Source organism: Stenotrophomonas sp. GD03680 (genome assembly GCF_029844625.1).
GTDB lineage: Bacteria > Pseudomonadota > Gammaproteobacteria > Xanthomonadales > Xanthomonadaceae > Stenotrophomonas > Stenotrophomonas maltophilia_P.
In genome coordinates, this window is the sequence record NZ_JAOCKC010000003.1 from 375,120 (window position 1) to 401,858 (window position 26,739).

At 68.1% G+C, this 26,739-nt stretch carries 27 protein-coding genes; 12 read left to right on the forward strand and 15 right to left on the reverse strand.

Going from position 1 to position 26,739, the window contains the following annotated elements:
• Positions 1-125: 125 nt before the first annotated feature.
• Positions 126-809: a hypothetical protein gene (locus N5J29_RS06060; RefSeq protein WP_111186481.1), complete on the forward strand. Its 684-nt coding sequence runs from the start codon at positions 126-128 to the stop codon at positions 807-809.
• Between the two features lie 14 nt (positions 810-823).
• On the opposite strand, the gene N5J29_RS06065 is transcribed toward N5J29_RS06060, so the two are convergent.
• Positions 824-1,183 (reverse strand): DUF1428 domain-containing protein, encoded by a 360-nt coding sequence (locus N5J29_RS06065; RefSeq protein WP_053516528.1) that lies wholly within the window; start codon positions 1,181-1,183, stop codon positions 824-826.
• A 274-nt stretch (positions 1,184-1,457) separates the two neighbouring features.
• On the opposite strand from N5J29_RS06065, the gene N5J29_RS06070 reads away from it, so the two are divergent.
• Positions 1,458-2,030 (forward strand): Ax21 family protein, encoded by a 573-nt coding sequence (locus tag N5J29_RS06070; protein WP_053516527.1) that lies wholly within the window; start codon positions 1,458-1,460, stop codon positions 2,028-2,030.
• A 186-nt stretch (positions 2,031-2,216) separates the two neighbouring features.
• Positions 2,217-2,888 carry a response regulator transcription factor gene (locus tag N5J29_RS06075; protein ID WP_053516559.1) on the forward strand — a complete coding sequence of 224 codons (672 nt, stop codon included), beginning with the start codon at positions 2,217-2,219 and terminating at the stop codon, positions 2,886-2,888.
• A gap of 9 nt (positions 2,889-2,897) precedes the next feature.
• Here the strand turns inward: N5J29_RS06075 and N5J29_RS06080 are convergent, their stop codons facing one another.
• On the reverse strand, positions 2,898-3,287 hold the full coding sequence (locus N5J29_RS06080; protein ID WP_065174221.1) for a DUF6165 family protein: 390 nt from the start codon (positions 3,285-3,287) through the stop codon (positions 2,898-2,900).
• 164 nt (positions 3,288-3,451) lie between these two features.
• On the opposite strand from N5J29_RS06080, the gene N5J29_RS06085 reads away from it, so the two are divergent.
• A complete protein-coding gene (locus N5J29_RS06085; RefSeq protein ID WP_164151242.1) occupies positions 3,452-4,144 on the forward strand; it encodes a TorF family putative porin in 693 nt (230 codons plus the stop codon).
• 54 nt (positions 4,145-4,198) lie between these two features.
• Here N5J29_RS06085 and N5J29_RS06090 read toward each other — a convergent pair whose 3' ends face one another.
• Positions 4,199-4,666, reverse strand: coding sequence for a DUF1456 family protein (locus tag N5J29_RS06090; RefSeq protein WP_053516523.1), 468 nt, complete (start codon positions 4,664-4,666; stop codon positions 4,199-4,201).
• A gap of 85 nt (positions 4,667-4,751) precedes the next feature.
• Between N5J29_RS06090 and N5J29_RS06095 the strand changes: the two genes are divergently transcribed.
• The gene (locus tag N5J29_RS06095) at positions 4,752-5,243 is read left to right on the forward strand and encodes a hypothetical protein (RefSeq protein WP_053516522.1); all 492 of its coding nucleotides are present in this window, start codon (positions 4,752-4,754) and stop codon (positions 5,241-5,243) included.
• Between the two features lie 88 nt (positions 5,244-5,331).
• Complete coding sequence (locus N5J29_RS06100; protein ID WP_164151244.1) at positions 5,332-6,084, forward strand: SDR family NAD(P)-dependent oxidoreductase; 753 nt, start codon at positions 5,332-5,334, stop codon at positions 6,082-6,084.
• A 99-nt stretch (positions 6,085-6,183) separates the two neighbouring features.
• Here N5J29_RS06100 and N5J29_RS06105 read toward each other — a convergent pair whose 3' ends face one another.
• The 4 genes from N5J29_RS06105 to N5J29_RS06120 form a co-directional block, all read right to left on the reverse strand.
• Positions 6,184-7,062 carry an SPOR domain-containing protein gene (locus N5J29_RS06105; protein WP_111186478.1) on the reverse strand — a complete coding sequence of 293 codons (879 nt, stop codon included), beginning with the start codon at positions 7,060-7,062 and terminating at the stop codon, positions 6,184-6,186.
• Between the two features lie 21 nt (positions 7,063-7,083).
• Positions 7,084-8,772 carry an arginine--tRNA ligase gene (argS, locus tag N5J29_RS06110; protein ID WP_053516518.1) on the reverse strand — a complete coding sequence of 563 codons (1,689 nt, stop codon included), beginning with the start codon at positions 8,770-8,772 and terminating at the stop codon, positions 7,084-7,086.
• 114 nt (positions 8,773-8,886) lie between these two features.
• Positions 8,887-9,591: a DNA repair protein RadC gene (gene radC, locus N5J29_RS06115; protein ID WP_065174506.1), complete on the reverse strand. Its 705-nt coding sequence runs from the start codon at positions 9,589-9,591 to the stop codon at positions 8,887-8,889.
• Positions 9,592-9,661: 70 nt separating this feature from the next.
• On the reverse strand, positions 9,662-10,288 hold the full coding sequence (locus N5J29_RS06120; RefSeq protein ID WP_053516509.1) for a response regulator transcription factor: 627 nt from the start codon (positions 10,286-10,288) through the stop codon (positions 9,662-9,664).
• Between the two features lie 227 nt (positions 10,289-10,515).
• Here N5J29_RS06120 and coaBC point away from each other — a divergent pair, with 227 nt between their 5' ends.
• From coaBC to N5J29_RS06135, 3 genes are read left to right on the forward strand one after another with little or no spacing between them, the layout of a single operon-like run.
• On the forward strand, positions 10,516-11,778 hold the full coding sequence (coaBC, locus tag N5J29_RS06125) for a bifunctional phosphopantothenoylcysteine decarboxylase/phosphopantothenate--cysteine ligase CoaBC (RefSeq protein WP_065182002.1): 1,263 nt from the start codon (positions 10,516-10,518) through the stop codon (positions 11,776-11,778).
• The gene (dut, locus tag N5J29_RS06130) at positions 11,775-12,248 is read left to right on the forward strand and encodes a dUTP diphosphatase (RefSeq protein ID WP_128987882.1); all 474 of its coding nucleotides are present in this window, start codon (positions 11,775-11,777) and stop codon (positions 12,246-12,248) included. Before coaBC ends, dut begins: the two co-directional genes overlap by 4 nt.
• Positions 12,249-12,260: 12 nt before the next feature.
• Positions 12,261-14,603 carry a phosphomannomutase/phosphoglucomutase gene (locus N5J29_RS06135; RefSeq protein WP_164151246.1) on the forward strand — a complete coding sequence of 781 codons (2,343 nt, stop codon included), beginning with the start codon at positions 12,261-12,263 and terminating at the stop codon, positions 14,601-14,603.
• A gap of 38 nt (positions 14,604-14,641) precedes the next feature.
• On the opposite strand, the gene N5J29_RS06140 is transcribed toward N5J29_RS06135, so the two are convergent.
• From N5J29_RS06140 to pyrE, 8 genes are all read right to left on the reverse strand, one after another.
• A complete protein-coding gene (locus N5J29_RS06140; RefSeq protein WP_053516504.1) occupies positions 14,642-15,355 on the reverse strand; it encodes a response regulator transcription factor in 714 nt (237 codons plus the stop codon).
• Positions 15,336-17,990: a sensor histidine kinase KdpD gene (locus N5J29_RS06145; RefSeq protein WP_279924215.1), complete on the reverse strand. Its 2,655-nt coding sequence runs from the start codon at positions 17,988-17,990 to the stop codon at positions 15,336-15,338. The genes N5J29_RS06140 and N5J29_RS06145 overlap by 20 nt, the downstream gene beginning before the upstream one ends.
• Before the next feature lie 36 nt (positions 17,991-18,026).
• The gene (kdpC, locus tag N5J29_RS06150) at positions 18,027-18,677 is read right to left on the reverse strand and encodes a potassium-transporting ATPase subunit KdpC (protein ID WP_065182000.1); all 651 of its coding nucleotides are present in this window, start codon (positions 18,675-18,677) and stop codon (positions 18,027-18,029) included.
• Complete coding sequence (kdpB, locus tag N5J29_RS06155) at positions 18,674-20,731, reverse strand: potassium-transporting ATPase subunit KdpB (protein ID WP_065181999.1); 2,058 nt, start codon at positions 20,729-20,731, stop codon at positions 18,674-18,676. The genes kdpC and kdpB overlap by 4 nt, the downstream gene beginning before the upstream one ends.
• A gap of 10 nt (positions 20,732-20,741) precedes the next feature.
• A complete protein-coding gene (gene kdpA / locus N5J29_RS06160; RefSeq protein WP_065181998.1) occupies positions 20,742-22,448 on the reverse strand; it encodes a potassium-transporting ATPase subunit KdpA in 1,707 nt (568 codons plus the stop codon).
• Between the two features lie 12 nt (positions 22,449-22,460).
• Positions 22,461-22,553, reverse strand: a complete 93-nt coding sequence (locus N5J29_RS06165; protein WP_053516498.1) for a potassium-transporting ATPase subunit F — start codon at positions 22,551-22,553, stop codon at positions 22,461-22,463.
• A 174-nt stretch (positions 22,554-22,727) separates the two neighbouring features.
• Complete coding sequence (locus tag N5J29_RS06170) at positions 22,728-23,390, reverse strand: hypothetical protein (protein WP_164151248.1); 663 nt, start codon at positions 23,388-23,390, stop codon at positions 22,728-22,730.
• 19 nt (positions 23,391-23,409) lie between these two features.
• Positions 23,410-24,069 carry an orotate phosphoribosyltransferase gene (gene pyrE / locus N5J29_RS06175; protein ID WP_065174233.1) on the reverse strand — a complete coding sequence of 220 codons (660 nt, stop codon included), beginning with the start codon at positions 24,067-24,069 and terminating at the stop codon, positions 23,410-23,412.
• A 163-nt stretch (positions 24,070-24,232) separates the two neighbouring features.
• Here pyrE and N5J29_RS06180 point away from each other — a divergent pair, with 163 nt between their 5' ends.
• From N5J29_RS06180 to N5J29_RS06190, 3 genes are all read left to right on the forward strand, one after another.
• Positions 24,233-25,033, forward strand: a complete 801-nt coding sequence (locus N5J29_RS06180; protein WP_053516492.1) for an exodeoxyribonuclease III — start codon at positions 24,233-24,235, stop codon at positions 25,031-25,033.
• Positions 25,030-26,334, forward strand: coding sequence for an MFS transporter (locus N5J29_RS06185; RefSeq protein WP_053516490.1), 1,305 nt, complete (start codon positions 25,030-25,032; stop codon positions 26,332-26,334). The genes N5J29_RS06180 and N5J29_RS06185 overlap by 4 nt, the downstream gene beginning before the upstream one ends.
• A 78-nt stretch (positions 26,335-26,412) precedes the next feature.
• Positions 26,413-26,643: a hypothetical protein gene (locus N5J29_RS06190; RefSeq protein ID WP_053516488.1), complete on the forward strand. Its 231-nt coding sequence runs from the start codon at positions 26,413-26,415 to the stop codon at positions 26,641-26,643.
• Positions 26,644-26,739 lie beyond the last annotated feature (96 nt).

Consider the following 26,739-nt stretch of genomic DNA (forward strand, 5'->3'; position numbering starts at 1 on the left):
GCGAAGGCCCCTCCGCCCTGCCGGGCGGTGGGGCCTTCTGCGTTCATGGGGGGGACAACGGCCCGGCATGAAGCCTGCGGGGTCGTCCTGGGGCAAGATGAAGTCCCTCCGCTGGAGTTCCCATCATGCGTGGCATCGATTTCAGTTCCTGGCAGGGTGTGCTTTCCACGTTGGCCGGCCTGGTCCTGATCACGCTGCTGGGTGTGGGTATCCGCCTGCTGGTGATGCAGACCCTGCAGCAGCGCCGCGAGCGCGAGAACCGGCAGATCAACGAACGGCTGCGCACGCTGATGGCCGCCTACAAGACCCTGGGCGGTTCGTTCACCGGTGAGCTGGGGGTCGACCCCAGTCATCTGCGCGACCTGCGCCAGCGCGCCCATGAGCAGGGCATCGTCGAACCCGGTTCGGATCGCGCGCGGCGCATCCGCGACGCCGTCGAAGCGGCCTTGTCGGACATCCTGCTGCTGGGTACCGATGAGCAGGTGCGGTTGGCCGCGCGCGCCGCCGATGAGCTGGCGCAGGGACGACCGGTGCACACGCATGAGCTGGTGGTGTCGCTGCGCGATTTTGTCCGCGAAGCCCTGGATCTGGCGCCGATCCCGGCCGATCTGCAGATTCCACGGCAGGGCCCGACCCGGCCCGCGGGCGGCAGCGGGGGCGGCAAAGGCCGCCCTGAAGGCGAAGGCAAGGGCGGCCGTGCGGGCGGCGGCGGAATGGGCATGGGCGCCGGCATGGGCGGGCTCGGCCTGGGGGCCGGCGCCGCGCTGGGCGCCGGCACTGCCGGAGAAGACGACGCAGGTACGCGCTGAGCGCCGCGAAGGCGTCAGCGGGTCAGTTCGTAGATGGGTGTGAAACCGCCATAGATCATCCGCGCACCGTCGAACGGCATCGGGTTCTTCGCGGGGTCCAGGCGCGGGTCTTCCATCATCTTCTGCATGCCCGCATCACGGGTGGCCTTGTCAGGCCACTCGATCCAGGAAAACACCACCGTCTCTTCCGGTGTCGCTTTCACTGCGCCGAAGAAGTCCGTCGTCTTGCCATGCGGCACGTCATCGCCCCAGCACTCGACCACGCGCAGCGCCCCGTACTCGATGAAGACCACGTCGCCGCTTCGCGCATGGGCGAGGAACTTTTCCTTGTTGGCGGTGGGAACCGCCAGAACGAAACCATCGATGTAACTCATTGCCTGCCTCCGTGATGGACCGCACTGCATGTGCGGCCTTCTTCTGTTCGACGAACCAGGGCGCCGCAGATCGACACGGCCGCGATCGAAGCATTCAGGACGTACCCGCGCGCCGCGCGTATGCCAGAGACCGCCTGAATCAAGCCAGAAAATTCAGCAATGCGAAGGTTGCTGTTTTCAGGGTGCGTTGTGGCGAATAACGGAGAATTTACATTCCCGATGCGACGGCGCTTCCGCGCTGCTGCTCACCATAAGAAAGTAAAGGTGTACCCCCATGAAGAATTCGCTGATTGCCCTGGCGCTGGCTGCTGCCCTGCCGTTCTCCGCCTCGGCTGCCGAGAACCTGTCCTACAACTATGCTGAAGCCAACTACGCCAAGACCGACATCGACGCGTTCAAGGCCGACGGCTGGGGCGTGAAGGGTTCCTACGGCTTCCTGCCGAACTTCCACGCCTTCGGTGACTACAGCCGCCAGGAAATCGACCACACCAATCTCAAGCTGGACCAGTGGAAGGTCGGTGTCGGCTACAACCAGGAAATCGCACCGTCGACCGACTTCGTGGCACGCGTGGCGTACCAGAAGCGTGACCTGGAGCATGGCCTGGATTTCAACGGCTACAGCGCTGAAGCCGGCATCCGCACCGCGTTCGGTGCCCACGCCGAAGTCTACGGCATGGTTGGTTACGAAGACTTCTCGAAGAAGCGCGGCATCAATCCGGAAGGCGAGTGGTACGGCCGCCTGGGTGGTCAGGTGAAGCTGAACCAGAACTGGGGCCTGAACGGCGAGCTCAAGATGAACCGCGACGGTGACAAGGAATACACCGTCGGCCCGCGCTTCAGCTGGTAATCGCTGCAGGCGCTCTGCGCCCTGCGTGCATCGACAGGCCCGGCATCTGCCGGGCCTGTTGCGTTCCACCCAACCGAAATGAAATCTGACTGCGGCTGCGCAGTCGATGCTGCATTGCAACGAATTGGATTCCGCCGTTGCAGGGCGCGACCTACGGTGGGCATCCACTTCCGCCGGATCCGACTGATGCCGCCCGCCCCCGCCACCCCGCATACCGGGAAGCTGCGCCGCCTGGCGCTGCTGGATCCGCATCCGGTGCTGCGGCTGGGCCTGGAAGTGTTGTTGTGTGAGCACAGCGGTCTGCAGGTCCGTGGCAGCTTCGCCAATGAAGCCGACCTGCTGTCGCTGCTGCATCAGCAGCCCGGTTGTGTCGATCTGCTGGTGATCGATGCACTTCCGCTGGGTGACCAGGGGGTTGGCCTGCAACTGCTGCGCACGCTGTCGCAGCAGTGGCCGTCGTTGCCGGTGCTGGTGCTTTCAGCCCATTGCAACGCCAGCACGGTGGTGACGGCCATGCAGGCCGGCGCGCGCGGCTTCCTGTCCAAGGCGACCGCACCGCGCGTGCTGCTGCGGGCTGTGGAGGTGGTGGCCCGGGGTGGGCGGTTCGTGCCGCCGGAACTGCGCCCGCAGTTGAGCCGCTCGCGGGCGCGCCGCATGCCCTCATTGATGCCGCTCAGCCGCCGCGAGCGCGAGGTGCTGCGCCTGGTGCTGGAAGGCTGCAGCACCGGCGAAGTCGCGCAGCGCTTCGGCCGTTCCGCAAGCACGGTCAGCTCGCAGAAAAAAGCCGCCTACCAGAAGCTCGGCATCCGCAGCGACGGCGAGCTGTTCCGCATCCGCCACCTGCTCGAATGCGGCTGAAACCCGGGCTTATTCGCCCTGGTACTGCTTTTCTTCGACCAGTGCCGAACCTGCAACGCGGTTGATCTCGTTCTTGACCTGCACGCGCTCGCCATTGGTACCGTACACGCCGCGCGCCAGCTGGACGAAGGCATCATCGAACACCTGTGCCGCTTCCTTATCGCGCAGCTGGTCCTGGATGTCCCACATGCGCTCGTTGATGGCCTTGAGCTGCTGCTTCAGCGCGGCAAGTGCCGGCTGTGCCTGCAGCTGCTGCTGCAGCAACGGCAGCAGGCCGTCCAGCTCCGTCCGCACATTGGCCAGCTTGGTGGCATCGCCGATGCGTTCGGCCTTGATCTCGAGAATGGTGATCTTGTCGATCAGCTCGCCGATCGATACCGGCGTCAGGATGGCGTCCATGGGTGGTTTCCTGGAAACAGGCGGCCATCATACCGCGCCACTGCCAAGTGGTTTTACGCTGATTTTGCGCCCCGGCCACGGTAGCGCCATCGAACCGTTACGGCCCTGCCATCGACACTGCCGTCCCGGCGGTTGAGCCGCCATTGGATGAGGAATGATGTGCAGTGAACAGCAAGGGGATGATCGCGGCGGTGGCCGCGGCGTTGGCGGGGCTGCTGGGCGTCGGCACCGCACAGGCACAGGTGAGCGGCAACGCCACGTTGACCAGTGACTACGTCTGGCGCGGCAGTTCGCAGAGTGACGGCGACCCGGCGGTGCAGGCCGGAGCGAAGTTCGCGCTCGCGTCCGGGTGGTATGCCAGCGCGTGGGGCTCGAACGTATCGTTCAAGCCGGACAACGGCGCACGCAGCGAGTTCGATCTGGTAGCGGGCTGGTCCGGCACACCGGCCGCGGACTGGACGCTGGACGCCAACCTGACCCGCTACGTGTATCCGGGGACAGCCCGCGCGCTGGACTGGACAGAGTTCGCTGCCACGGTGGGCTGGAAGCAGCGGACCTGGCTGCAGGTCGCGCATTCCAGCGATGCCCTGGGCGGTGGCCATCGCGGTACCTACGCACAGTTGGGCGTGCGCCTGCCGCTGCAAGAGCGCATCCGGCTTGAAGCGGCCGTGGGCCACTACTGGCTGACGGCCGCGCAGGGGCCGGATTACCTGCACGGGCAGCTCAGCGCCATCGCCACGTTGGCTCCGGCGTGGGAAGTGCGGGCCACCGTGCATGACACCGATACCGCGGCCAGACGCCTGTTCCCGGGCAACGCGGGCGGGCGCTGGGAACTGGCGCTGCAGGGCAGCTTCTAGCGGGCCGGCGCCGCCACGACGGTATCGGCCACCCATGGGCCGGTACCGCGCGGCTCAACCGCGCAGGCGCTGGCTCAGGCCCTTGAGGAAGTTGCGCAGCATCTGATCCAGGCAACGTCGGTAGTTGGCATGCCCGGGTTGGCGGAACAGCGCCCCGATCTCGGACTTGGATACCTTGAAGCCGGCGCTGGCGAAGATGTCCATCAGATCGACGTCGCGCAGCTGGAACGCCACGCGCAGCTTCTTCAGCACCAGGTTGTTGTCGACGCGGGTTTCCACGGCGCGCTGCGGCTGGCTCTCGTCGCGGCCGCGCAGGTGTACGATCAGGCCATCCAGGAAGTGCGCCAGCGCACTGTCGTCCATCGGCACGAAGCCGGCTTCATCCTCGCGCCGCAGCCAGGCCCTGGCCTGCTCGAGATCCACCGCGAAGGTCGGGTCGGCCAACTGGCACAGGGCCACCACGTGATGGTCGCCCAGGTCCAGGGAGTAGCGCACGCTGCGCAGTACATCATTGTTGATCATGGCCCATTGTAGCGGTCCGGCCGTTGTCACCGGATTGTCACCGGATTGAAGCATCGTGAGCGCTGTTCCGTAGAGACCTCCTCCGATGCGCCGGTACCTCGTTCTCCTCCTGCTGGCGGCCAGCAGTGTTGCCGCCCATGCCCAGGACCGCTTTGTTCCGGTCGAACAGCGGCTCACTGCGGCCCAGCTGGCCGAAGTGGGGCTGAGCCCGGCCCAGCTGCAGGCGTTGAACCGCGTGCTGCGCCAGGCAGAGGCCGCGTCGCCTGCCATTTCCGCGGTCACGGCCGCCCCCGCCGGCGCGCCGCTGCCTGCGAATGTTCCGGCGCCGGCCGCCATGCACCTGGGGCTGGAAGAAGGCCCGGTCAGCGCACGCGTGGTGGGGGAGGTGGCCGGTTGGGCCCCCGGCACGGTGTTCACCCTCGACAACGGACAGCAATGGCAGGTGATGAAGGGACAGATGAAGCTGCGCAGGGCCCTCCAGGCGCCGCAGATCGAAGTGATCCCGGGCATCGCCGGCCGCTGGTTCCTGCAGGTCGACGAGGATCTGCCGAAGGCCCGCGTGTTCCGCCTGCGCTGAGTGTGCCCGGCGCGAAGACCGATCAGGCAAGGCAGGGTCCTGCCGACGGTGCCAGAATGGGGGTCTCGTTCCTCCACGGAGTTGCCTGATGTCCCGCACCGTCCTGATTACCGGCGCCACGTCCGGATTTGGCGCCGCCGCCGTCCATCGCTTCGCCCAGGCAGGCTGGAAGGTGATCGCCACCGGCCGTCGCAGCGACCGCCTGCAACCGCTGGTCGAGCACTATGGCAAGGACGTGGTGCACGCAGCGGCGTTTGATGTCCGCGATCCGATCGCAATGGAAGCGGCGCTGCTGGCGCTGCCCCCCGCATTCGGTGAGATCGACCTGCTGGTCAACAACGCCGGTCTCGCGCAGGGCACCGCTCCGGCGCAGAGCGCCAGCCTGCAGGACTGGACGACGATGATCGATACCAACATCACCGCCCTGGTGACGTTGACCCACCGCCTGCTGCCGCAGCTGGTCGAACGCAGGGGTGCGATCATCAACATCTCGTCGGTTGCCGGTGTCTACCCGTACCCGGGCGGCAACGCGTATGGCGGTACCAAGGCGTTCGTCAGCCAGTTCTCGCTGGGCCTGCGTTCGGACCTGCACGGTACGGGCGTGCGTGTGACCACCATCGAGCCGGGCATGGCCGAGACCGAGTTCACGGTGGTGCGTACCCACGGTGACCAGGCCGCGTCGGACAAGCTGTATTCCGGCGCCAACCCGATGACCGCCGAGGACATCGCCGAGCAGATCTTCTGGGTTGCCAGCCTGCCGCCGCATCTGAACATCAACCGCCTGGAACTGATGCCGGTCAGCCAGTCGTTCGCCGGCTTCCAGGTCGCGCGCGAGGGCTGACCTGCGTGCCTTCAGGGCCGCCCGGCGTGGGTCGGCCCTGCGGGGCCCAAAAAAAGAAAGCCGGGCAATGCCCGGCTTCTTCCGTTCAGACCCGAACGATCACTGTGCCTTGATCGCCATCGCCTGCAGGCCGGTGCCATCCAGCTTCTGCTTGGCTTCGGACAGCTCACCGGCGCTGCCGTAGGGCCCCATGCGCACGCGGTACACGGTCTTCCCATTGATCTGCGCCGACTCCACCCGTGCCGCCAGGCCCATCATCGCCAGCTTGGCCTTGGTGGCCTCGGCGTCGCCGGAGGCGCCGAACGCACCTGCCTGCAGGATGTAGCGCGCGTTGTCGCCGGCCACGGCCGGTGCCGCAGCGGCGGTCGGCGCCGCGTCCACGCGGGCGGCCTGCGCGGTCGATGCCGTGCTGGTCGCCGCCGGGCTGGTCGTGGCCGGTGCAGCCGTTGCCGGGCGTTCGCTCAGCGGGGCAGGCAGCGGACGGCTGGTCGCGGTCACCGGTGCCGTGCTGGCGACACTGGCCGTTGCGGTCGGTGCCGGCGTTGCGGGGACCGGTTTGCCTTCCAGCGCCGCCTGCGCGCGCTGCGCTTCGGCCTTGGCCCGGCGCTGTTCCTCGGCGCGGGTGCTGGCGGCCAGTTCGGCATCGGACATCTCCACTTCCTTGCCGGGCAGCAGGGTGTAGAAGTCGTACTGGGTCGCCGCCGGCTTCTCGGCTTCGGCAGGTTTCGGCGTGGCCGGTTGTGCGGCTGGCTGCGTGCCGACATCGCCGTCGGCATCAGCGACCGGCGCCGGCTGCGCGTTCGGGTTCGGCTGCGGACCGGCGCGCAGGAAGCCATCGCCCTCGCCCTTGAACAGATTCGGCGCCGCCAGGAACACCACGGCGGCGATGGCCACACCGGCGACCAGCCACACCCATCCCGGGGTGCCCTGGCTGCTGCTGTTGCGTCGTGCCTGGTTTTTGCCGCGTCGTGCTGCCATGTGTACTGCGTCTCCTGATGCTTACATTTTTTCCGGGGCGCTCACGCCCAGGAGGTCGAGGCCATTGGCCAGCACCTGACGCGCCGCGCAGGCCAGCGTCAGCTTGGCGTTGCGATCGTCGGCGTCGTCCACCAGCACCGGTGTCCCGTGATACCACGTGTGGAAGGCATGCGCCAATTCACGCAGGTACTGCGCCACCAGATGCGGCTCCAGCGCCACGCCGGCGGCTTCGACCACTTCCGGATAGCGCGAGATCTCGTTCATCAGCAGCAGCGAGGCGTCATCGGCCAGGCGCACGAGCTGACCCAGGCCACTGCCCTGGTCATAGGCCAGTCCCTTCTCCTGCGCCTGGCGGAGCAGGCTGCACACGCGGGCATGCGCGTACTGCACGTAGAACACCGGGTTGTCGTTGCTCTGCTGGCGGGCCAGATCGATGTCGAAGGTCAGCTGCGAATCGGGCTTGCGCGCGATCAGGAACCAGCGGGTCGCATCGCGTCCAGCTTCTTCGATCAGGTCGCGCAGGGTGAAGTAGCTGCCGGCACGCTTGGACAGCTTCACTTCCTCGCCGCCGCGCATGACGGTGACCATCTGATGCAGCACATACTCGGGCCAGCCCTGCGGGATGCCCACTTCCAGCGCCTGCAGGCCTGCACGCACGCGCGCCAGCGACCCATGGTGGTCGGCGCCCAGCTCGGTGATCGCGCGCTCGTAGCCGCGCTGCCATTTGGACAGGTGGTAGGCCACGTCCGGCACGAAGTAGGTGAAGGTGCCGTCGGACTTGCGCATCACGCGGTCCTTGTCGTCACCGAAGTCGGTGCTGCGCAGCCACAGTGCGCCGCCTTCCTCGTAGGTGTGGCCGGACGCCTGCAGCTTGGCCACGGTTTCCGCGACCTTGCCATCGGCGTACAGCGAGCTTTCCAGGAAGTAGATGTCGAAATCGACGCCGAACGCGGCCAGGTCCAGGTTCTGCTCGTTGCGCAGGTAGGCCACCGCGAAGCGGCGGATCGCCTGCATGTCGTGCGGATCCTTGGCGCCGACCACGAGGGTGCCTTCCAGGTCGACGCTGGCGCCGGCCATGTAGGCTCGCGCGACATCGGCGATGTACTCGCCGCGGTAGCCGCCTTCCGGCCAGCCCTCCTGGTCGGGGGCGATGCCCTGGACGCGGGCCTGCACCGACAGCGCCAGGTTCTCGATCTGCACGCCGGCGTCGTTGTAATAGAACTCACGCTTGGCGTTCCAGCCGTTGGCGTCGAGCACGCGGGCCACGCAGTCGCCGATCGCCGCAGCGCGGCCATGGCCGACGTGCAGCGGACCGGTCGGGTTGGCCGACACATACTCCACGCCCACCGTGCGGCCGTTGCCGGACAGGTTGCGCCCGTAGTCGTGGCCTTCCTTGATGACCGAGGCGGCTTCGCGCTGGTACGCGGCCGGAGCCAGGTGGAAGTTGATGAAGCCGGGTCCGGCGATCTCGACCTTGCTGACGTCCTCGCTGCGCGGCAGCGCCTCGACCAGTGCCTGCGCCAGTGCGCGCGGGTTGCTGCGCGCGGCCTTGGCCAGCAGCATCGCGGCGTTGGTGGCGAAGTCGCCATGGTCACGGGTCTTCGGGCGCTCGACCACGAAGTCCGGCGGCAGGGAGTCGGCGGGCAGGGTGCCATTGGCGCGCAAGGCTTCGATGCCTTGGCTGATCAGGGCGCGGAGGAGATTTTTCACGAGGCCTGCTGTGAGAATGAGCGGCGGAATCGCCCATTTTAGCGCAGATGCCGGCGGCCACGCTGACCGTTGCCTGCCTGTGCGGTCCCCCCGGGGTCGGCCGGGGGGCCGGGCTCAGCCGAACAGGCGGGCCTGGCGCTGGCCCAGCAGGCCACGTTCAGCAAACGAAACAGGACGGCCTTCGCCCACTACGAAATGGTCGAGCAGGCGGATGTCGACCAGGGCCAGGGCCTGCTGCAGCTCCTCGGTGATGCGCGCGTCGGCCGGCGATGGCTCCGGGTCGCCGGACGGGTGGTTGTGGCTGATGATCACGGCGGCGGCATTGAGCTGCAGGGCGCGCCGCACGACCTCCCGCGGATAGACCGCCGCTGCGGTGAGGGTTCCGGCAAACAGTTCCTCGCACGCGATCAGCCGATGGCGGTTGTCCAGGAACAGCACCAGGAACAGTTCGCGGGCCTGCCCGCGCAGACGGTGCTGCAGGTAGCGCCCCACCGCCCCGGGATTGTCGCCAACTGCTTCGCCGTGCTGCAGTTCGGCGGCCAGGTACCGGTGGGCCAGTTCCAGGCCGGCGGCCAGGGTGCAGCTGCGGGCCGGCCCCAGCCCGGGCAGCCGTGCCAGCTCGCCGGCAGGCCGGTCCAGCAGTACCCGTAGCGGACCGTGCGCGTGCAGCAGGTCGCGTGCGGTCTGCACGGCATCGCGGCCGCCGACCCCGGAGCCGAGGAACAGCGCCAGCAACTCCGCGTCGGACAGCATGGTGGGGCCCCGCGCCAGCAGCTTCTCGCGGGGACGTTCCTGTTCAGGCCAGTCATGGATGGGCATGCCTGCATCATCGCCAGCGGCGCCCGGCGCTCCCATCGGCGCTTGCCGCCGATGACCGTCAGCCGATGCCTCAATCGCGCACGGTCTTCAGGTAGTCGAACAGTTCCTGGTTGCTCTGCAGTCCCAGCTTGCGCTTGGCCTCGGCCTTCTGCCGGCTGATCGTCTTCGGGCTGCGGCCGCAGCGGGCCGCGATGGCGTTGATGTTCAGGCCCTCGGCGAGCAGCTGCAGGACTTCCTGCTCGCGCGCGGAGAGCGAGACCGGTGTGCGCTGGAACAGCAGGTCGCGCGACTGCAGGTGATGACGCAGCTGCTGTGAGACGAAGACCTGGCCGGACATGGCTGCCGCGAGCGCCATCGGCAGCTCGGCGAAGCCGGCGCATTTGTCGACCAGGCCATCGATGCCTTCGCGCAGCAGCCTGTCCAGCAGTCCCGGGTGGCGCGCTCCGGTCAGCACCACCACCGGCAGGCCCGGATGACGCTCGCGCAGTGCGCCCAGCAGCGCAGGGCCGTCGGGGCCGACGCCGGGCATGGACAGGTCGGTGAGGACGGCATGGCAGGTTTCACGCTGCAGCAGGTCGAGCAGCTGGGCACCGTCGGCCGCGCTGCCGGCCACCTGCATCTGGTGAGCCTCCAGCACGATACGGATGCCATGCAGTACAACCGGATGGTCGTCGGCGATGATGATGCGCGGTTGCACGCGGGATCCTCGGGGAAGCGGAGCGGCGCACCGGAGGTGGCCAGTACCGATTCTGCAAAGCCGACCAGGGCACGGGTATAGGAAAGTTCCGAATCATCGGCGGGTGAACCCGGGAACTGCGGTAGTGGAAGTTCCATCTGCTGATAGCTGCCAGCTATGTGCGCTGTGCATCGGGACATTACCGACCATCGGGTAAGCTAGCGCCCTCGTTTGCACAGGAATTCCAGGTGGCTGACTCCCCCAACGCATCCCCCGCGCCGGCCGGCGCGCTGGAAGGCCAGAAACTGCTGTTGTGTGTCGGCGGCGGGATTGCGGCTTACAAGGCCCTGGAACTGGTGCGGCGGCTGCGCGATGCCGGGGCGCTGGTGCAGGTGGCGATGACTGCCGGCGCCCAGCAGTTCGTGACCCCGCTCAGTTTCCAGGCCCTGTCCGGGCAGCCGACCCGCACTACGTTGTGGGACAGCGCCGCCGAACAGGCCATGGGCCACATCGAGCTGGCGCGCTGGGCCGACCGCATCGTGATCGCACCGGGCACCGCCGACCTGCTGGCGCGCCTGGCCCATGGTCACGCCGACGACCTGGTCAGCACGTTGTGCCTGGCCAGTACCGCGCCGCTGACCGTGTGTCCGGCGATGAACCATCGCATGTGGCTGCATCCGGCCACGCAGGCCAACGTCGCACTGCTGCGCCAGCGGGGCGCGCAGGTGATCGGACCGGTCGACGGGCCGTTGGCCGAGGGTGAGTCCGGCCCGGGGCGGCTGGCCGAGCCGGGTGACATCGTTGCCGCGCTGGCGGCCAACGGCAATGCCGTGGCGCCTGCCGCGCCCGCGGCAACCCGCGCGCTGCAGGGACTGCGTGTGCTGATCAGCGCCGGACCCACCTACGAGGACATCGACCCGGTGCGCTACGTCGGCAACCGCAGCAGCGGCAAGATGGGCTTCGCACTGGCCGCGGCCGCGGCGACGATGGGGGCGCAGGTGGTGCTGGTCAGTGGTCCCGTGCAGCTGCCGACGCCGGTCGGCGTGCAGCGCGTCGATGTGCGCTCGGCCGCACAGATGCGCGACGCCGTACTCTCATCGCTGCCGGCCGACATCTATATCGGTGCCGCCGCCGTGTCCGACTACACCCCACGGCAGGTGGCGCCGCAGAAGCTGAAGAAGACCGCCGACAGCCAGTCACTGGTGATCGAACTGGTGCGTACCCCGGACATCCTGGCCGAGGTGGCCGCGCAGACGCAGTCGCTGAAGCTGGTGGTCGGTTTCGCCGCCGAAACCCACGACGTGGAGAAGTACGCGCGTGGCAAGCTGGTCGACAAACGCCTGGATCTGGTGATCGCCAACCAGGTCGGCATCAGTGGCGGTGGCTTCGAAAGTGACAACAACGCCGCCACGGCCTTCTGGCAGGACGGCGAACAGGTATTCCCGGCGACCTCCAAGCGCGAGCTGGCCGAACAACTGCTGGCGCTGATCGCGCGGAGGCTTCAGGCATGACCCAGGTGATTTCATCGCAACCGCTGCAGGTCAAACTGCTCGATCCGCGCTTCGGCGACAACTGGCCGCTGCCGGCGTATGCCACCGAGGCCAGTGCCGGCATGGACCTGCGCGCAGCGCTGGACACCGCGCTGACCCTGCAGCCGGGCGATACCGCGCTGGTTCCCAGTGGCCTGGCCATCCACATTGCCGATCCGCACCTGTGCGCGGTCATCCTGCCGCGTTCGGGCCTGGGCCATCGCCACGGCATCGTCCTCGGCAACGGCACCGGCCTCATCGACGCCGACTACCAGGGTCCGCTGCTGATCAGCGTCTGGAACCGGGGCCGCGAGGCCTTCACGATCGAGCCGGGTGACCGCATCGCGCAGCTGGTGGTGGTTCCGATTGCCCGCGTCAGCCTGCAGGTGGTGGATACTTTCACCGACAGCGTGCGGGGAACGGGTGGATTCGGCCATACCGGGGTGCGTTGACGGGGGACATTGATGAGCGGCATCGGGGAAAGGCAGCAGGGACGGTCGTTGGGGCGCAGCGCACCGCTGCTGGCAGTGCTGCTCGTGTTGCTGGCCGGCTGGTTCGGCTGGAGCGCCGTGCAGCAGTGGCGCCAGGAGGCAGGTGGCAAGGCGCTGGAAGAGGCGCGTGACCAGGCCGTGCAGGGCCTGCAACAGGCCGCCAGTGGCCAGTTGCAGCAGCTGCAGCAGCAGTTGAAGAACGAGCGCCTGCAGCAGGCGCTGCAGGCCGGCGATGCGTCCGCCGCTGCGCTGGCCCTGCGCGAGAGCTGGTCCGGCGTGGAGCGGGTGGAGGTGCTGGGCGCCGACCTGGCCGCTGCCTACGCCGATCCGGCCACCTTCGGCTATGCGCGCCTGGCCCTGCTGGAGCAGGCATTGGGCGAGGACCGGCCGAGCCTGCGGGTGGTCCGCGATGGGGGAGGCAACCGCCTCGGCCTGGCTGCGCCGGTGCAACTGGGCAGCTTGGGGGCGGCGGTGGTCTACGTCCGTCAGCCGCTGCTGCGCCTGACCGCGCCGCTGGATCAGATCCGCGCACCTGCCAGTGGTTTCCTCGGCCTGCGCCAGGGCACGCACGATCTGGTCACCCAGGGCGATTCCGGCCTGGCGCAGATCGCCGAGGCGCAGGCCAGGCCGATTGCCGGCACCCCGCTGCGGCTGGCAGCGGCCGTGCCCAACGTCGAACCCGGCCCGCTCGGTCTGGGCGCGCTGGCCAGCGGCATCGTCGCGCTGCTGCTGGCCTTCATCGCCGTGCTGCTGCTGGTCGGTCGCGACCGCCTGCCGAAGCACCTGCCGCTGCCGCGGCGCACGTCCGCCGTCGAGATGGATGAGGGCCCGACGCTGCGCGAGAGCCTGCAGATGGCGCCACCGCAGGCCGCCGAAGCTGCCGCCGACACCACAGTGGCCCCTCCGCCGCCGGTCCCGGCGGAAGCGCTGGCAGCGGGCATCTTCCGGGCCTACGACATCCGCGGTGTGGTGGGCAGCGAACTGACGGCAAAGACCGCCGCGCTGATCGGCCAGGCCATCGGTACCGCTGCGCTGGAACAGGGCCTGCGCGAGGTGGTGATCGGCCGTGACGGGCGCCTGTCCGGCCCCGAGCTGGCAGCCGGCCTGGCCGAAGGCCTGCGCCGTGCCGGCTGCGCGGTCATCGACATCGGCCTGGCGCCCACGCCGGTCGTCTATTACGCCGCATTCCACCTGCGTACCGGCACCTGCGTGGCGGTGACCGGCAGCCACAATCCTCCCGAGTACAACGGCTTCAAGGTCGTCATCGGCGGCGAAACGCTGTCCGGCGATGCCATCACCGGCCTGTACCAGCGCATCGTCGAGGGTCGCCTTGTGCAGGCGGCCGAACCGGGTGACTACCAGCAGCGCGATGTCGGCGCCGATTACATCCAGCGGATCGCCGACGACGTGCAGCTCGACCGCCCGCTGAAGGTGGTGGCCGACGCCGGCAACGGGGTTGCCGGTGCGCTGGCCCCGCAGCTGCTGGAAGCGATCGGTGCCGAGGTGATTCCGCTTTACTGCGATGTTGATGGCACCTTCCCCAATCATCATCCCGATCCCAGCGAGCCGGACAACCTGCAGGACCTCGTACAGACGGTCAAACGCTTTGGCGCTGATCTCGGCGTGGCCTTCGACGGTGATGGCGACCGCCTGGGCGTGGTCACCGGCGAGGGCAGGATCATCTACGCCGACCGCCTGCTGATGCTGTTCGCCGCCGATGTGCTGATGCGCAATCCCGGGGCGATGGTGATCTACGACGTGAAGTGCACGGGCAAGCTGTCCGACCACGTGCTGCGCAACGGCGGCAGCCCGCTGATGTGGAAGACCGGGCACTCGCTGATGAAGGCGAAGATGCGCGAGACCGATGCCGAGCTGGCGGGCGAGATGAGCGGCCACTTCTTCTTCAAGGAACGCTGGTTCGGCTTCGATGACGGGCTGTACGCCGCCGCGCGCCTGCTGGAGATCCTGGCCCAGCGCGAGGAAACCCCGGATGAGGTGCTGTCCGGACTGCCGGAGATGGTGGCCACACCGGAGCTGAAGGTGCCGGTGTCCGAGGGTACGCCGCACGCCCTGGTGGCGATGCTGGTGGCGGCAGCGCAGTCGCCGGACAACCCGTATGTAGGTGGCCGCCTGTCGACCATCGACGGCCTGCGTGTGGATTTCCCCGACGGCTGGGGACTGGTGCGCGCCTCCAACACCACCCCGGTACTGGTGCTGCGCTTCGAGGGCGACGACGAGGCGGCGCTGGAGCGCATCCAGGCACTGTTCCGCAGCCAGCTGCAGCCGATCGTCGGCGACACCCCGCTGGGGTTCTGATCGATCCGGGTGGGTGCCGACCGTTGGTCGGCACACCCTCACCCCTTGAACCGCAATCCGACGCCAGGTTCGGTGAACAGGTAGCGTGAATCCAGCGCCGAATCGCCCAGCTTGTGCCGCAGCTTGCCCACCAGGATGCGCAGGTAGTGCGTGTCGTGCTGGTGGGTGGGTCCCCAGATCTCCTGCAGGATCTGCGGCTGGGTGACCACCCGGCCGGCATTGCGCAGCAGCAGCGACAGCAGCGCGTACTCCTTGCGGGTCAGCGCCACCGGTTCGCCCGCGATCGCCACTTCCCGGCGCACCAGGTCCACATGCAGATGGCCGTCGTCGAATACCGGAGGCGTGCCATCGGTCGGCACGCTGCGTGTCCGCAACAGCGCGCGCACCCGCGCCATCAGTTCCTGCGTGCCGAAGGGCTTGGTCACATAGTCGTTGGCACCGTTGTCCAGCGCCCGCACCTTTTCCGCTTCTCCGGCACGTACGGTCAGCATGATGACCGGGACCTGGCTCCATTGCCGCAGCTGCTCCAGCACCTGGTGGCCCTCCATGTCCGGCAGGCCGATATCCAGGATCACCAGGTCCATATCCTCGCTGGCAGCCAGCTGCAGGCCTTCCTGGCCGGTCGCGGCCTGCCTGACCTGATAGCCCTGCGCCCGCAGGCTGATATCCAGGAAACGGCGGATCTGGGTCTCGTCATCGATCACCAGCACGCGCGGGGCCGGTACGCTCGCATCAATCGGGGTCGGGCTCATCGTGGGAGGCTGGCTTGAGCAGGGGCAGGGTGATGCGGATCAGGGTACCGCGACCGTCACGTCCCGGCAGCGCCTGCACGCTGCCGCCATGCGCGCCGATCATTCCCTGGCAGATGGTCAGGCCCAGACCGGTACCATGGCGGCCACGGTCGCCACGCTCGACGCTGTAGAACATGTCGAAGATGCGTGCCCGCTCTTCGTCGGGGATGCCGGGACCGGCATCGATCACGTCGATGCGCAGTTGGCCGTCCAGTTCGCGCGCCTGCACCTGTACCGCGGCATCGGCGGGGGAGAACTTGGCCGCATTCTCCATGACATTGAATACCGCCTGCTCGACCAGCGCCGGATGCACCCAGATCGGCGCCAGGGTCGGCGGGATATCCAGTTCCAGCCTCACGTTGGGCTGGTAGCGCTGCAGCCGTCGCGCGGCCGACCCGATCAACTCGTCCACCCCGATCCAGTCGCGGTTGATCTTCAGGCCTTCGTGGCCCAGCCGGGTCATGTCCAGCAGGTTCTGGATGTAGCGGTCCAGCCGTTCGCCTTCGACCAGGATGGTGTCCAGCAGCGCGCGGCGGTCAGCCACGTCCATCGCCGTGCCATAGCTGGCCAGGCTGTCGGCCGATCCGATCATCGCCGCCAGCGGCGAGCGCAGATCGTGCGATACCGAAGACAACAGAGCAGAGCGCAGGCGCTCGGTCTCGTTGCTGACGTGCGCCCGCTCCAGCTCGGCCACCAGCCGCGTGCGCAATGCCGCCTGGGCAATGTCGTCCACCATCGCTTCGGCCAGCTGGCGCTGCTCGGGCAGCAGGCGTGCACCTGGCAGATACAGGCCGGCCACGCCGATTGCACGGTCCTCGCCATCAAGCAGGGGCAGGAACCACCATTGCGCGCCGGCCAGCGTATCGGTGAAACGCCCGCTGGGCTGGCCGTGGCGCAGTGCCCAGTCGGCGGCAGCCAGGTCGGTGTCGCCGGGCAGGGTGCGGCCGCCGGCGGTGGTGTCCACGCCGATCCGCAGCCATGCCGGCACGTCCATCGCCTGCTCCAGCGCATGGCGGCCGGCCAGTGCCACCTCGCCATCGCCGGCAGCGCTGGCCAGCTGTCGCCCCAGCTGCTGCCGCGCGCGCGCATGCCGGTTGGCGGCCCGCAGGGCGATCACCTGCATGCGCAGCCGTGATGCCAGGCGCCCGGCCACCAGTGCCGCTGCCAGGAACAGGAACACGGTGATCACGCCTTGGCGTGCGCCGATGGCGAAGGTGAAGCGTGGTGCGATGAACAGGAAGTTGTAGGCGAGGAAGCACAGGATCGCGGCCATGACCGCCACGCTGGCGCGGGTGCGGGCTGCGACCAGCACGACCGCCACGATGAACACCATCGACAGGTCGGCCATGCCCACCCAGCGTTCAACCAGCCACGCGACCAGGCAGGCCAGCGCGGTGGCGAGCAGGGCCTGCAGTGGTTCGTGGTTGATGCCGCGCGCCGGCGGCAACAGGCCTTCGCGGCGCGAACGCGCACGTGCCTGCGGCGTGCTGATGATGGTGATTTCGTAGTGCGCACCGCGCTGGATCAGCTGCTGGGTCAGGGTGCGGTTGAACATCCGTGCCAGCGGCCGCTCGCGGGTGCGGCCCAGCACCAGGGTCGAGACACCGTTGTGCGCGGCGTGGTCGAGCAGGGCATCGGCGATGCTGGAGCCATGCAGCAGTTCGGCATCGCCGCCCAGGCGACGTGCCAGCGCGAACGCCGCGTCGATCTCGCGTCGGGTTGCTTCGTCCTGGCGTCGTCCCTGCACCGTCACCACCGTCCACGGCGCATCGCGCCGTTCGGCAATGCGGCGCGCGACCCGCACCAGATACTCGCTCTGCCCGCCACCATCGATCGCCACCAGTACGCCGCGGCGCAGCGGCAGGTTGCCCTCGCCGCGTGCGGCACGGGTCTCGCGCAGGCTGCTGTCGACACGATCAGCGGCTTCCTGCATGGTCAGCTCGCGCAGTGCGGTCAGGTTGGCCGGCGAGAAGAACGCCTGCAGTGCCTGTGCCGCCTGCTCCGGCACGTACACCTTGCCCTGCTGCAGGCGGGCGATCAGTTCGCGTGGCGGCAGGTCCACCAGCACGATGTCGTGCAGGCGGTCGAGCACACCGTCCGGCACGGTTTCGCTGACCCGCACCCCGGTGATGCGCATCACCACGTCATTGAGGCTTTCCAGGTGCTGGATGTTGACCGTGGTCCAGACATCGATGCCCGCATCCAGAAGCTCCATGACATCCTGCCAGCGTCGCTCGTGGCGGCTGCCCGGTGCATTGCGATGTGCCAGTTCGTCGACCAGCACCAGCGCCGGGCGCCGCGCCAGCACGGCATCCAGGTCCATTTCCTGCAGGGCGTGGCCGTGGTAGGCCACGTCCTTCAGCCGCAGCCGTGGCAGTCCTTCCAGCAGCGCCTGGGTATCGGCACGGCCGTGCGTCTCCACCAGACCCACCACCAGGTCGACCCCCCGGCGCAGCTGTTCCTGCGCGCGGTTGAGCATCGTGTAGGTCTTGCCCACGCCCGGCGCCGCGCCGAGGAATACCGTCAGCTTGCCACCGGCTTCGCGTTGCAGGCCTTCCACCAGGGCGTCGGCCTGGCGGGTTCGCAGGTCAGTCATGGCGGCCATTGTGCGCGCAGCGGGTGCACGATCGCATCACGGCCTGGCGGCTGCGTGGTCCAGCGCGAAGTTCAGCGTCACCACGTTCACCCGCGGCTGGCCGAACAGACCCCATTGGCGTCCCTCGGTGTGGGCCTGCAGCAGCGCCTGCACACGTTCCACCGGCAGGCCCCGGGCACGCGCCACGCGGGCCACCTGCAACTGCGCCGCCGCCGGCGTCAGCTGCGGATCGAGCCCGCCGCCGGATTGGGTGACGAGGTCCGCCGGCACCTGGTCCGGTGCGACGCCTTCGCGCGCTGCGACCGCAGCCGTGCTTGCGGCGACGCGCTCGGTCAACGCAGGGTTGCTGCGTGCCAGGTTGGAGCCGGCCGCCGCCATCGGGTCATAGTTGGCGGCCGATGGCCGCGCCTGGAAGTAGCCATCGCCAGTGAACGGCTGCGCCAGCCACGCCGACGCACGCACTTGGCCGCTGCCATCGCGCAGCAGGCTGCCTTCGGCCTGCATCGGGTACGCCAGGCCGGCAAAACCGGTGGCGATGCCGGCGTAGACCGCACCGGCCAGCAGCAGGGTCGCCACACCCAGGCCGATCGCCGGGCGCCAGCTGGCGTCGTCCTGCAGGCGGGCCATGCGGGATGCGGCCTTGGCTTCGCGCGGAAGGGAAGAAGAAGTGGAAGCAGAGCGGTTCATGAGCCGGATACCAGGACAAGAAGGAGGTCGATCGCCTTGATCGCCGCGAACGGCAGCAGCACGCCACCCAGGCCGTACACCAGCATGTTCCGGCGCAGGAGCGCGGTGGCCGTGGCCGGGCGGAAGCGCACGCCGCGCAGAGCCAGCGGAATCAGAGCGGGAATCACCAGGGCGTTGAAGATCAGCGCGGCCAGCACCGCGTTGCGCGGACTGGACAGCTGCATCACGTTCAGCGCTGCCATCGCGGGTACCGCCGCGGCGAACAGCGCCGGCAGGATCGCGAAGTACTTGGAGACATCGTTGGCCAGCGAGAAGGTGGTCAGCGCGCCGCGGGTGATCAGCTGCTGCTTGCCTACTTCCACCACCGCCAGCAGCTTGGCCGGATCCGAATCCAGGTCGACCATGTTGCCGGCTTCCTTGGCGGCCTGCGTGCCGGAGTTCATGGCCAGCCCGATGTCGGCCTGGGCCAGCGCCGGCGCATCGTTGGTGCCATCGCCGACCATCGCCACCAGACGGCCCCCGGCCTGTTCCTGGCGGATGCGTGCCAGCTTGTCCTCGGGCCGGGCTTCGGCGATGTAGTCGTCGACGCCGGCTTCGGCAGCGATGGCGGCCGCGGTCAGCGGGTTGTCACCGGTGATCATTACCGTCCGGATGCCCATCGCCCGCAGCTGTGCGAACTTCTCGCGCATGCCGTGCTTGACCACGTCCGACAGTTCGATCACGCCCAGCACATGGCGACCTTCCGCCACCACCAGCGGCGTGGCGCCGTTGCGGGCGACCTGTTCGACGCGCCCGCCCAGCTCGGCCGGCACCACGCCTCCCTGCGCGTGCACATGGTTGCGGATCGCATCCAGCGCACCCTTGCGGATCTGCCGGCCATGGGCAAGGTCAACGCCGGACATGCGGGTCTGCGCACTGAAGGCCAGGTAGACGGCCTGCTCCGGCTCGGCGGTGGTGCACCCCTGCTCGCGTGCCAGGCGCACGATCGACTTGCCTTCCGGGGTCGGGTCGGCCAGCGAGGACAACAGGGCGGCGTCGCGCAGCTGGCTGGCGTCGATTCCCGCCAACGCATGGAAGTGGCTGGCCTGGCGGTCGCCGTAGGTGATGGTGCCGGTCTTGTCCAGCAGCAGCACATCGACGTCGCCGGCCACTTCCACCGCCTTGCCCGACTTGGCCAGCACGTTGGCCGCCAGGGCGCGGTTCATGCCGGCGATGCCGATGGCCGGCAGCAGTCCGCCGATGGTGGTCGGGATCAGGCAGACCAGCAGTGCGATCAGCAGCAGTGGATCGACCTGGACGCCGACATGGGCGCCGATGGCCGGCAATGTCGCCACCACCACCAGGAAGGTCAGCGTCATCGCCGCCAGCAGCAGGGTCAGGGCAACCTCGTTCGGTGTCTTCTGCCGGTTGGCGCCTTCCACCAGCGCGATCATCCGGTCCAGGAAGCTGTGGCCCGGCTCGGCGGTCACACGCACGACGATCTGGTCGGACAGCACCTTGGTACCGCCGATCACGCCGGAGCGATCGGTACCCGCTTCGCGCAGCACCGGTGCCGATTCGCCGGTTACCGCCGCTTCGTTGATGGTGGCCAGGCCCTGCACGATCTCGCCATCGGCTGGCACCAGCTCGCCGGCACTGACGATGACGTGGTCGCCCGGGCGCAGTTCGGCGGCCGGCACCTGCGTTTCTGCGGCCCCTGGCTGCGGGGCGGCCAGTCGGCGCGCCACCAGGTCCTGGCGGGCACGGCGCAACGATGCGGCCTGGCCCCGGCCGCGTGCTTCGGCGACGGCCTCGGCGAAGTTGCCGAACAATACGGTGACCAGCAGGATCGCGGTCACCGCCAGGCCGAAGCCCAGTGGAGCGTTGCCGGTCAGGGTGATGATCGCGGCGACGATCGTGCCGGCCATCACCACCGCCATCACCGGGCTGCGCACCAGATGCATCGGTGAAAGCTTGCGTACGGCGTCGACCAGTGCGCGGCGCAGGCCGGCCGCATCGAGCAGGGCAGGGCGTGACGCAAGCGGGTTACGGGTTGAGGTTGTGTGGCTACTCATGGGGGTGTCCTCAATGCAGTCCCAGGCTCAGGTGGTCGGCGATCGGGCCAAGCACCAGCGCCGGCATGAACTGCAGCACGGTCAGGATGACGATCACCGACACCAGGGTCAGGGCGAACGTCGGGGTTTCGATCTGCAGGCTGCCCGCTGATTCCGGTGCCTGCCGCTTGGCGGCGAGCTGGGCAGCAACCACCAGCGGAATCACCAGCAGCGGAAAGCGACCCAGCAGCAGCACCAGCGAACAGCTCAGGTTCCACCACGGCGTGGCATCACCCAGTCCCTCGAAGCCCGAACCGTTGTTGGCGTAGGCCGATACGTATTCGTAGAACACCTGGCTGATGCCGTGGAAGCCGGGATTGGAGGTGCCGGCCAGGCCGGGCACGGCCAGAGTGACCGCGGTGAACACCAGCAGGGTGATGGGCTGCAGCAGCACCAGCAGGGCCAGCAGGCGCACCTGCGGGGTCTCCAGCTTGCGACCGAACAGTTCCGGCGTCCGGCCCGTCATCAACCCCGCCAGGAACACGCCCAGCAACAGGTAGACGATGAACTGCTGCAGGCCGCAGCCGATGCCACCCCAGATCGCACTGACCAGCATGTTGACCAGGGCAATGCCACCGCTCAGCGGGGCCAGCGAATCGTGCATGCCGTTCACCGAGCCATTGGACACCTGCGTCGTCACCGCCGCCCACAACGCGGTGCCGTCGGCGCCGAAACGTACTTCCTTGCCCTCCATCAGCAGGGGCGTGGCCGCACTGGCACTGTGGCCTTCGCTCCACACCATGGCGCCGGTGGACAGCAGCGACATTCCCAGCATGCAGACGAACACCAGCGCGCCGAAGCGACGTCGCCCGGTGAATGCCCCGATCATGAAGATCACCGCCATCGGTACCAGCAGGATGCCGATCACTTCGAGAAGGTTCGAAACCGGCGTCGGATTCTCCAGCGGGAAGCTGCTGTTCGGGCCATACCAGCCGCCGCCGTTGGCGCCCAGCTGCTTGGCGGCGACCATCGCCGCGACCGGACCCAGCGGCAGCTTCTGCGTCGTCATGCCGGCGGAGGCATCGATCGGCGTAGCCTGCGGCCCCGCCGCCAGCGTCGACGGCACGCCCTGGCTGGTCAGCAGCAGTGTCCACAGCAGGCACAGCGGCAACAGGACGCGCACGCACAGGCGCACCACGTCGGTGTAGTAGTTGCCCACTGCAACCTGGCGGTCATCGCCGGCGCTGCCTGTGGCCGACTGCGGCGCCGGCGCGAACAGCGCGCGCAGTGTGGCCACCGCCAGCGCCAGGCCCATCATCGGGGTCACCACCTGCAGACCGGTGATCCCGGTCATCTGCGAGAGGTAGGACAGCTGCGCCTGGCCCGAATAGTGCTGCTGGTTGGTGTTGGTCAGGAACGAGATCATCGTGTGCAGCGCGGTGTCCCAGCGCATGTTCGGGATCTGGTCCGGATTCAGCGGCAACCACGCCTGGGTCATGAACACCGCCAGGGTCAGCACCGCCACCACCCCATTGCTGAGCAGGAATGCCAGCACGTAGCCACGCCAGGACATCGAGCGTGCGGGATCGACGCCGAAGACCTTGTACAGCGGCGTTTCGATCCAACGGAACAGCACGTCGACCTTCATCGGCGTGCCCCGCATCACGCGCGCCAGGTACAGTCCCAGCGGCCATGCCAGCGCGACGCTGGCAGCAAGAATGACAAGAATTTCAATCATGGCCGGCTCCGCTCAGAACGACTCGGGCCGCAGCACGACATACAGAAGATAGGCGGCGGCGATCAGCACCAGCACGCCACACACCAACGACAGCCAGGGGGACATGGGAATTGCGTCCTGGTGGAACCCCTCCACCTCAGGCCGTCATGGTCGGCCTGCGCCCCGTAAACGCACTACCCGGCGGACCGGGCCGGCGCGTAAAGACTGCATAAATTCCGCGCGTCAGGCCGTAACCTGGCCACGGGTAGCGCCGGGCCATGCCCGGCGGCAGGAGCGTTTTCAGCCAGCCGGGGCAGCCGGCGCCAGGCCCTTCAGCTCGCGATAGCGCTGCAGGGTGCTTTCGATCTCCGCCTTCAACGCCTGCTGCTGCTGCAGGAAGCCGGACTGCAGGCGCTGCTGCGACTGCAGCTGTACGTGGCGCTGGCGGATCGCTTCGGCCTGCGGGTCGCCCACCTTGGCGCCCGCCAGCTCGCGGTCGCCGGCCGCCGACAGCAGCGCGACCAGCGATTCACGCAGGCTGGCCACGTTGTACTGGGCGGTCTTGAGGTTGTTGTCGAGCACTTCCTGGCGCTCGGCGAACACCCGCCGCAGGTCGTCTTCGCTGCCGTAGGTGGTCAGCATCGCCTGCTCGGTGCGCTGGCGGGTCTGCTCGGCCATCCGGTCCAGCTGCTGCTGTGCCGCCGCGGTACTGGCGGCGGCACGTTCTTCGTCGGTCAGCGCGCGCTGCACCTGCGCATTGCGCAGCCCACTGCGGGCATTGAACTCGTCGCGCGCGTGGTTGACCGCATCGGCAGGAAGCGCATCGGTGCAGATCCGCTCCTGGCCCTCGTTCCAGCAGTACAGCTTCTTCTCGACCTTGTCGCCGCCCCGAGACTGCCCCGCCACGGTGAACGGCAGGGCCAGCAGCAGGCCGGCGAAGAAAACAGCAGGAATTCGGGACATGCGACCTTCCCCCTGGCGGTCAGCGTGTGGAGCGGACGCCGTACTGGGCCCGATAGGCTTCCAGCGGCTGCCGGTAGCCGACAAGTTCCGGGTTTCCCGAGGCGAAATCAAGCAGGTCGCCCAGCGAAGCCACTGCGATCACCGGGATGCCGGCTTCCTCGGCCACTGCCTGCGCCGCGGAGCGGCGATCGGCTTCCGAAGCGATCTCCTGGCGATCCAGAGCGACCACAATGCCGGCCGGAGTGCCGCCTGCCGCGCGGATGATGGCCAGCGCTTCGCGGATCGCAGTACCCGCAGTGATCACGTCATCGACGATCAGCACGCGCTTGCCATTCATGTCGGCGCCGATCAGCTGGCCGCCTTCGCCATGGTCCTTGGCTTCCTTGCGGTTGAACGACAGCGGCAGGTCGCGGCCACGCTGGGCCAGCTCGCAGGCCATTGCCGTGGCCAGCGGAATGCCCTTGTAGGCCGGGCCGAACACCACGTCGTACTTGACCCCGCTGGCGTCGATGGCATCGGCATAACAGGCGCCGAGCTGGGACAGCAGCGAGCCGGAGTCGAAGCGACCGGCGTTGAAGAAATAGGGGCTCAGCCGGCCGGACTTGAGGGTGAACTGGCCGAAGCGCAGGGCGTCGGCGGTCAGGGCCAGCTGCAGGAAACGGTGACGGTGGTCGCTCATCAAAACTCGATTCATCTTCATTTGGAGCACAAATCCTAATGCAGCCGGGCCTTCCGCGCTCGTCGGCGCTCTTCCGGGGGGGCCGTCCGGCCGCGTCCGCCGGACTGCGCAGCCCAGCAGCCAACCGGTATGCTTGCCCGGTTTCCCGTCGTAGGTCCCCCGCATGCGCATCATCAGTTTCAACGCCAATGGCATCCGTTCCGCCGCGACCAAAGGCTTCCTCGACTGGTTCCGCGCCCAGGACGCCGACGTCCTGTGCCTCCAGGAGACCAAGGCCCAGGAAGACCAGTTGACCGACCCGATGTTCCGGCCCGACGGACACCATTGCTTCTACCGCGATGCCATCACCAAGAAGGGCTACAGCGGCGTGGCGATCTACAGCAGGCGGGAACCGGACCAGGTCATCACCTCGCTGGGCTGGGCGCCGTTCGACGATGAGGGGCGCTATATCGAGGCGCGCTTCGGCAACCTCAGCGTGGTGTCCTTCTACATTCCGTCCGGCAGCTCCGGCGACCTGCGCCAGGGATTCAAGTTCGAAGTGATGGAGTGGCTGCGGCCGATCCTGGAGGAGTGGGCGCGCAGCGGTCGCGACTACGTGCTGTGTGGCGACTGGAACATCGTGCGGTCGGCGCTGGACATCAGGAACTGGAAGTCCAACCAGAAGAATTCCGGCTGTCTGCCCGAAGAGCGCGACTGGCTCAACGCGCTGTGCGCTGATCATGGCCAGGCCACCGACGTGGCGGCCGGTCGTGGCTGGGCCGATGCGTATCGCCTGCTCAATCCCACCGGGGAGGACTACACCTGGTGGAGCAACCGCGGGGCGGCCCGCGCCAACAACGTGGGATGGCGCATCGACTACCAGTTCATCACGCCGGGCCTGCGCGACAAACTGCGTGGCTGCTCGATCTACCGCGAAGAGCGCTTCTCCGACCACGCCCCGTTCACCGTGGACTACGACCTGTGAGCGAGGCGGCCAGGCCGGTCAGCTACAAGGGCTGGGCAGGAATCAAGCGCGCCTTCGGTACACCGTCGGCGCTGACCATGGCCATGCTGGGTTTCGGCAGTGGCCTGCCGTTCCTGCTGATCGCGTCGCAGACCTTGTCCACGCGCCTGCGCGATGTGGGGCTGGACCTGGGCAGCATCGGCCTGATCAGCCTGGCCAGTTTCTTCTACCTGCTCAAGTTCCTGTGGGCACCGCTGCTGGATCGGTATGCCTTCCCGTTGCTGGGCCGGCTCGGCCGTCGTCGCTCCTGGCTGCTGGTATCGCAGGTCATGGTGCTGGTCGGACTGATCGCGCTGGCCTTCGTGCGCCCCGAACAGGGCGTCTGGCCCCTGGTGATGTGGGTGCTGGTGGCGTCCTTTGCCGGCGCCACCCAGGATTCGGCCGTGGATGCCTACCGTATCGAGATCGCGCCGCAGACCGCTCAGGCCGCGCTGGCGGCCACCTACACGTTGGGTTACCGGATCGGCCTGATCCTGGCCGGTGCCGGCGCGCTGTATCTGGCCCAGTTTGAAGGCTGGGTCATCGCGTATCTGGCGATGGCCGCCCTGATGCTGCTGCCGATCATCACCACGCTGCTGTGCGCCGAACCGGAGCGTCCCGCCACCGCCGTGCAGCGCCGCATCGATGTCGCCGAAGCCTTCGTCCAGCCGATCACAAGTTTCTTCAGCCGCAACGGCGTGGCATTGGCGCTGGTGCTGCTGGCCTTTGTCGGCCTGTTCAAGTTCCCTGACCAGGTGATCGGGGTGATGGCGGGGCCGTTCTACCTCGATTCCGGCTTCGACAAGGCCGACATCGCCACGGTCTCCAAACTGTTCGGGGTGTGGATGGGCATCGGCGGTGCCTTCCTGGGAGGCATCGCGGTGGCCGCGTTTGGCTTCCGGCGCATGCTGCTGGTGGCGGCACTGGGCGTGGCGCTGTCCAATCTGGCCTTTCTGCTGATGGCGCACAACCCGGGCAAGCTGTGGGCGTTCTATGCCGCCCTCAGTGCCGACAACCTGTTCCAGGGCTTTGCAGGCACCGTGCTGGTCGCCTTCATGTCGTCGTTGACGGACCGCAACTTCACCGCGACCCAGTATGCGCTGCTGGTCTCGCTGGCCAACCTGCCCGGCAAGTTCGTCGGCGGTGTGTCGGGCTACATCGTCGAGGCCACCTCCTACAGCACGTTCTTCATCCTCAGCTCGGTCACCGTGGTGCCGACCCTGCTGCTGCTGGTCTGGCTGTGGCCGCGCATCGTCGACCGCGGGCCACCGCCGGCCGCCTGATTGCCTGCCCGCCCGGTCTGCGGGATCATCGCCCCCGACGCGCCGAGGGGGCGGTGCCCTGCGAACGGGGAAGTGAGCATGGCTGATGTTGTGCTGCGGGACCTGGACCCGCTGCTGCTGGAACGCATCCGGCGGGTCGCGGTTGCCCGTGGCTGGAGCCACGAACAGACCTGTGCGGCGTTGCTGGAACAAGGGTTGTTCAGCAGCGAGCTGGAGGTCCGCTCCGGTTTTGGCGATACCGAGGTCGATGCGCTCGCTGCGGCCATCATCGCGCTGCAGGCGCTGCCGGCCGGGCAGGGCTTCGATTGATCTGATACCTCACCGCCGGGCATGGCCCGGCGCTACCCCCTGCCGGGCATGGCCCGGCGCTACCCCCTTCGGCATCCTCCGCCGGGCATGGCCCGG

Coding starts and splice junctions, on each gene's coding strand:
- N5J29_RS06060 (WP_111186481.1), top strand. CDS start 126: ATGCGTGGCATCGATTTCAGTTCCTGGCAGGGTGTGCTTTCCACGTTG.
- N5J29_RS06065 (WP_053516528.1), bottom strand. CDS start 1,183: ATGAGTTACATCGATGGTTTCGTTCTGGCGGTTCCCACCGCCAACAAG.
- N5J29_RS06070 (WP_053516527.1), top strand. CDS start 1,458: ATGAAGAATTCGCTGATTGCCCTGGCGCTGGCTGCTGCCCTGCCGTTC.
- N5J29_RS06075 (WP_053516559.1), top strand. CDS start 2,217: ATGCCGCCCGCCCCCGCCACCCCGCATACCGGGAAGCTGCGCCGCCTG.
- N5J29_RS06080 (WP_065174221.1), bottom strand. CDS start 3,287: ATGGACGCCATCCTGACGCCGGTATCGATCGGCGAGCTGATCGACAAG.
- N5J29_RS06090 (WP_053516523.1), bottom strand. CDS start 4,666: ATGATCAACAATGATGTACTGCGCAGCGTGCGCTACTCCCTGGACCTG.
- N5J29_RS06095 (WP_053516522.1), top strand. CDS start 4,752: ATGCGCCGGTACCTCGTTCTCCTCCTGCTGGCGGCCAGCAGTGTTGCC.
- N5J29_RS06100 (WP_164151244.1), top strand. CDS start 5,332: ATGTCCCGCACCGTCCTGATTACCGGCGCCACGTCCGGATTTGGCGCC.
- N5J29_RS06105 (WP_111186478.1), bottom strand. CDS start 7,062: ATGGCAGCACGACGCGGCAAAAACCAGGCACGACGCAACAGCAGCAGC.
- radC (WP_065174506.1), bottom strand. CDS start 9,591: ATGCCCATCCATGACTGGCCTGAACAGGAACGTCCCCGCGAGAAGCTG.
- dut (WP_128987882.1), top strand. CDS start 11,775: ATGACCCAGGTGATTTCATCGCAACCGCTGCAGGTCAAACTGCTCGAT.
- N5J29_RS06135 (WP_164151246.1), top strand. CDS start 12,261: ATGAGCGGCATCGGGGAAAGGCAGCAGGGACGGTCGTTGGGGCGCAGC.
- N5J29_RS06140 (WP_053516504.1), bottom strand. CDS start 15,355: ATGAGCCCGACCCCGATTGATGCGAGCGTACCGGCCCCGCGCGTGCTG.
- N5J29_RS06145 (WP_279924215.1), bottom strand. CDS start 17,990: ATGACTGACCTGCGAACCCGCCAGGCCGACGCCCTGGTGGAAGGCCTG.
- kdpC (WP_065182000.1), bottom strand. CDS start 18,677: ATGAACCGCTCTGCTTCCACTTCTTCTTCCCTTCCGCGCGAAGCCAAG.
- kdpB (WP_065181999.1), bottom strand. CDS start 20,731: ATGAGTAGCCACACAACCTCAACCCGTAACCCGCTTGCGTCACGCCCT.
- kdpA (WP_065181998.1), bottom strand. CDS start 22,448: ATGATTGAAATTCTTGTCATTCTTGCTGCCAGCGTCGCGCTGGCATGG.
- N5J29_RS06165 (WP_053516498.1), bottom strand. CDS start 22,553: ATGTCCCCCTGGCTGTCGTTGGTGTGTGGCGTGCTGGTGCTGATCGCC.
- N5J29_RS06170 (WP_164151248.1), bottom strand. CDS start 23,390: ATGTCCCGAATTCCTGCTGTTTTCTTCGCCGGCCTGCTGCTGGCCCTG.
- pyrE (WP_065174233.1), bottom strand. CDS start 24,069: ATGAGCGACCACCGTCACCGTTTCCTGCAGCTGGCCCTGACCGCCGAC.
- N5J29_RS06180 (WP_053516492.1), top strand. CDS start 24,233: ATGCGCATCATCAGTTTCAACGCCAATGGCATCCGTTCCGCCGCGACC.
- N5J29_RS06190 (WP_053516488.1), top strand. CDS start 26,413: ATGGCTGATGTTGTGCTGCGGGACCTGGACCCGCTGCTGCTGGAACGC.